This is a genomic window from Acidovorax sp. BoFeN1, assembly GCF_003345135.1.
GTDB classification, from domain to species: Bacteria; Pseudomonadota; Gammaproteobacteria; order Burkholderiales; family Burkholderiaceae_C; genus Acidovorax; species Acidovorax defluvii.
On sequence record NZ_QOZT01000146.1, the window covers coordinates 1 to 4,602 of the forward strand.

Here is a 4,602-nt window from a genome sequence, read left to right on the forward strand (position 1 = left end):
TTGTTGGGGGGGGACAGCGCGTCGCTCATCTCATTACTTTCAGTAGACGCTGCCTGCGGGGTCCAGCGGAGGCAAATCGCCCCAGCCCGACGGCGTGTTGAGCGGGCCGAACAACAGGCTCTTTTCTTCGGCACTGACCGTGCTGTCGGGTTGCTCCTCAATGCTCACACAATTTCGGCCCATGGATTTTGCGTTATACAGCTGGTGGTCTGCGCGGTCAGTCCAGAGCAGGGTGGTGGAGCGGATCCATTGCATGGCGAAAGCGCCACCAATGCTGATCGTGACGTTGACTTCAACCGAAGGCGAAATGCGCACCGGCGTGTTGGCCACCGCACGGCGAATGCGCTCGGCAACCACCTTGCCAAAGCCTGCCTGGCAGGCGGGCAGCACCACTGCAAATTCTTCGCCACCGTAGCGCGCCAGTGTGTCCATGGGGCGCACGCAGGCGCTCAGGGTGCGCGACACCGACTGCAGCACCACGTCGCCGGCCAGATGCCCGTAGGTATCGTTGATCTGCTTGAAATGGTCGATGTCCAGCATCAGCAGCAAGGCGGCTTCACCCGAGCGTGTCACGCGGTCGATTTCACGCTCTAGCACCGCACGGAAATGGCGACGGTTCGCCAGCCCGGTGAGGTGGTCTTTGAGAGAGAGTTCGCACAGCCCGTCGATCAGGCCCTGCAGGTACCGTGAGGGCTGATCGCGGCGCAGGGCAGCCTCGCTCCCGCTGGCCTGGGCTACCAGAGCGTGCGCAGTGTCCAGGCGCAGGTCGCGCAGGTCTACGATGTGGGAAGCCGGATCAGGCACGGATTTTGAGGGCCATAAGTAGCCTGCGAGTGTATCAGTCGGCCCTTGCTTTTTGGCTGTCTGCGACGCCATCACTGGCGTTGTGGGCCGGTCCCGGCAGTTGCTGCAGTGCCAGCAAGGCTTCGGCGTCGGTGCGGTACATGGCCAGACCCGGGCCGGGCTCCAGCACCCCGGCGCGGCGCAGTACCTGTTCCACGGGCAGCTTGAGCCCGCTCAGGTGCAGCGTGCCCGTGCGGGCACGCAGTGTGGAAACCAGGTTGGCAAAGGTTTCCACACCCGTCACGTCGATGCGGTTGATGGGCTGGGCCAGCAGGCAGACATGCACCACATCGGGGTGCAGGCCCAGGTGGTCCATCACACGGCGTTCCAGCGCGCTGGAGGAAGCAAAGTCGAGTTCGGCATCCATGCGCAAGGCCAGCAGATGGGGCGCCAGCGCGGGCAGTTGCCAGAGATGCCGGTCGCGCAGGCTGCCGTCGGGGTGCAATCCCACCTCAATGATGCGCGGGTGCAGGCGCTGGTACAAAAAGTGGCTCAGGTTCATCAGCAGGCCCACCAGCACACCCCAGTACATGCGGGGGGCCGTGGCCAGCGTCAAACCGAAGGTAACGCCAGAAATGACCGCCTCGATGCGGGAAATCCGCCACAACCGCACAAAACTGCCTGGTTTGATCAGGCTGGTGACAGCCGTCACCACCACGGCGGCCAGCACCGATTGCGGCACATGGTAAAGCGCTGGTGTCAGCCACAGCAGCACCACCAGCATCAGGGCAATGGCAAACACGGTGGCCCAGCCGCTGCGGGCGCCGGCATACAGGTTGATGGCCGAGCGAGAGAATGAAGCGCTGGTGGCAAAGCTGCCACACAGGCCGCTGCTGATCTTGGCCAGTCCCTGACCGATCAGGTCCTGGTTTTCGTTCCAGCGCTCTCCCGAGCGCTGGCTGTCCACCTTGGCGCTGGAAGCGGTTTCGAGAAAACTGACCAGCGTCACCACCAGCACCGGCATGACCAGTGCCGAAAAGCTGGACCAGGGCAGGGCGCCCGGCCAGTAAAAGCTGGGCAGGCCGGCCGGCAAGGCTCCCACCACCGCACCATCGGCCTCGGCGTAGCCCAGGGCCCAGCTGACGGCACCCGCAGCCCCCAGCACCACGATGGCAGCCGGAAAGCCCGGGCGCAGCCGGCGCGCCACTATCAGCAACACCAGGCTACCCAGGCCGAAGGCCGCTGCTGTCAGATCGAAATGGCCCAGCGAGGGCGTCGTCCACAAGGCGCCCAGATCGGAGCGCAGCCCGGTCAGTGCCCCGAGCTGGGACGAAAGAATCAGCAGCGCCGCTGCCTGGGTAAAGCCGCTGAGCACGGGTGAGGTCACCAGATTGAGCAACCAGCCAAAGCGCGCCAGCCCCATCACCAGCTGCAACAGTCCTGACAGGATCGCCATCCAGGCCGCCATGGCCACCCACTGCGCACTGCCGGGTTCGGCCAGCCCCGTCAGCGATGCGCCGATCAGAAGGCTGGTCAGTGCCGTGGGCCCCACGCCCAGGCGCGTGGAGGCGCTGAACAGCACGGCCACCAGAGCCGGCACGAGGGATGCATAGATGCCGGTCACCAGGGGCATCCCTGCAAGCGCGGCGTAGGCAACGCCCTGCGGCACCAGCATCAGGCCGACGGTCATTCCGGCCCAGAATTCGCCCTTGAGCAAGGCCAGTTCTGGGCGCGGCCAGTTCAGAAACGGAAGCCAGCGGGACAAGGTGTTCAGTGACATCGTTGCAATTGTCGCCGCTGCATCGGCCTGGCGCACCCGAAGGCATCCCCGCGCGCCAACTGTCTTTCGCGAGGGGCAGAGCAGGTTGGTGCTGTTGTCCTACAGCCCATTCGGCGCTGTCCGACCCCAGGCGTCACGATGTGCTGCCTACATTCACACCATCTTTTATCTGGAAGGAGTGATCACATGAATATCCGTCATTTTTCGCACAGTGGTTCGCAGCGCATCCTGAGCATTCTTGGTGTCAGCGCCTTGGCTTTGGGTCTGGCCGCGTGCGACAAGCAAGAGCAGCCCACCGTGGGCCAAAAACTCGATTCCGCTGTGCAACAAACCGAACAGGCCGCCGCGGATGCGAAGGTGAAGGCAGAAAACGCCCTCAAGAATGCGGAAACCAAGGTCGAAGAGGGCGCTGCCAAGGTGCAGTCGGGCGCGCAGGAAATGGGCACTGCTGCCATGGGCGCAATGGATGACGCGACGATCACAGCGCAGGTGTCTGCTGGCTTGGCCAAGGACCCAGATCTGAGCGCGTTCAAGATCGACGTCGACACCCGTGCCGGCGCAGTCACACTTTCGGGTCCCGCACCCAATGCAAGCGCCCGCGAGCGCGCTGAAACCATCGCCAAAGAGGTGAAGGGCGTGACATCGGTCACCAACAACCTCAAGGTGCCCAGCTAAGCCACAGGCATCTCGCCCCCACCTACGCATGGGGGCGCTGCACCCGGGCTTGCGGCCCGGTGGTACCGCAGGCTACGGCCGTGGGCGCGCTACCATGGCTGGCATGACTGAAGACACCACTTTTGGGCCTGCAACCCGCATCGTCCATCACCCTTATGTCCCGCCTGCCGGATTTGTCGCGCCCCAGCCTGGTGTGTTCAAGGCATCTACGGTTATTTTCCCTAGCGTGGCCGCGATGCGTTCGCGCGAATGGAAAGACAAGAGCGGCTACACCTATGGCCTGCATGGCACGCCCACCACGTTCACGCTGGAAGAGCGCCTGTGCGCCCTGGAGGGCGGGCTGCAATGCGTGCTGGTGCCCAGTGGCCTTGCGGCCATTGCCAATGTGGCCCTGGCCTTGCTCCAGCCCGGTGATGAAGTCCTGATTCCCGACAACGCTTACGGTCCCAGCAAAGACCTGGCCAACGGCGAGTTGGCTCGCTTCGGCATTCACCATGTGCTGTATGACCCGCTCGACCCCGCCGATCTGGCAGCGCGCATCACACCGGCCACGCGCCTGGTGTGGCTGGAAGCACCTGGTTCGGTGACCATGGAATTCCCTGATCTGTGTGAACAGGTGCGCATCTGCCGTGCCCGGGGGGTCACGTCGGCGCTCGACAATACTTGGGGCGCCGGCCTCGCGTTTGCGCCCTTTGATCTGGCAGGAGTCGGCAGCGGCAGCCTGGCCGTCGATATTTCGGTGCATGCGCTGACCAAATACCCCAGTGGCGGCGGCGATGTGCTGATGGGCAGTGTGATCACGCGCGATCCGGCCCTGCACATGAAAGTCAAGCTCACGCACATGCGCCTGGGCCTGGGCATCGCAGCCAACGATGCCGAAGCCGTGCTGCGCGCCTTGCCCAGCATTGGTTTGCGCTACCGTGCACACGACGTTGCGGCGCGCCAGCTGGCTCAGTGGTTGCAGCAGCAGCCCGCCGTGGCGCAGGTGCTGCATCCGGTGCTGCCCGGTGCACCGGGCCACGCCCACTGGCAGGCGCTGTGCGGCGCTGCAAACGATGGCCATGGCGCTGCGGCGGGTTTGTTCAGCGTGATGATCGACGCGCGTTTCAGCCAGCAGCAGGTTGACGCGTTCTGTGATGGGTTGCGCCTGTTCAAGCTGGGCTACAGCTGGGGCGGCCCCATGAGCCTGGTGGTTCCCTACCAGCTTGCATCCATGCGCAGCCGGCCCGCGCCGCACCTGCAGCCTGGCACCCTGGTGCGCTTTTCGGTGGGGCTGGAGGAGGTGGAAGACCTCCGCCAGGATTTGGAGCAGGCCATGCGCGGAGCATTTGGAGCGGCCTGAAGGCGGGGCGGGTGTGCTGAGG

General features: G+C 64.6%; 4 protein-coding genes. 2 read left to right on the forward strand and 2 right to left on the reverse strand.

Going from position 1 to position 4,602, the window contains the following annotated elements:
- Positions 1-39: 39 nt before the first annotated feature.
- Both DTW89_RS18760 and DTW89_RS18765 read right to left on the reverse strand, forming a co-directional pair.
- Entirely contained in the window at positions 40-804 is a 765-nt protein-coding gene (locus tag DTW89_RS18760) for a GGDEF domain-containing protein (protein ID WP_114657032.1), read from the reverse strand.
- A gap of 34 nt (positions 805-838) precedes the next feature.
- Entirely contained in the window at positions 839-2,563 is a 1,725-nt protein-coding gene (locus tag DTW89_RS18765; RefSeq protein WP_114657033.1) for a SulP family inorganic anion transporter, read from the reverse strand.
- A gap of 186 nt (positions 2,564-2,749) precedes the next feature.
- Between DTW89_RS18765 and DTW89_RS18770 the strand changes: the two genes are divergently transcribed.
- Together DTW89_RS18770 and DTW89_RS18775 are read left to right on the forward strand one after the other, a co-directional pair.
- Positions 2,750-3,238, forward strand: a complete 489-nt coding sequence (locus tag DTW89_RS18770) for a BON domain-containing protein (RefSeq protein ID WP_111866628.1) — start codon at positions 2,750-2,752, stop codon at positions 3,236-3,238.
- A gap of 94 nt (positions 3,239-3,332) precedes the next feature.
- Positions 3,333-4,580, forward strand: coding sequence for a PLP-dependent transferase (locus DTW89_RS18775; protein WP_114657034.1), 1,248 nt, complete (start codon positions 3,333-3,335; stop codon positions 4,578-4,580).
- Positions 4,581-4,602 lie beyond the last annotated feature (22 nt).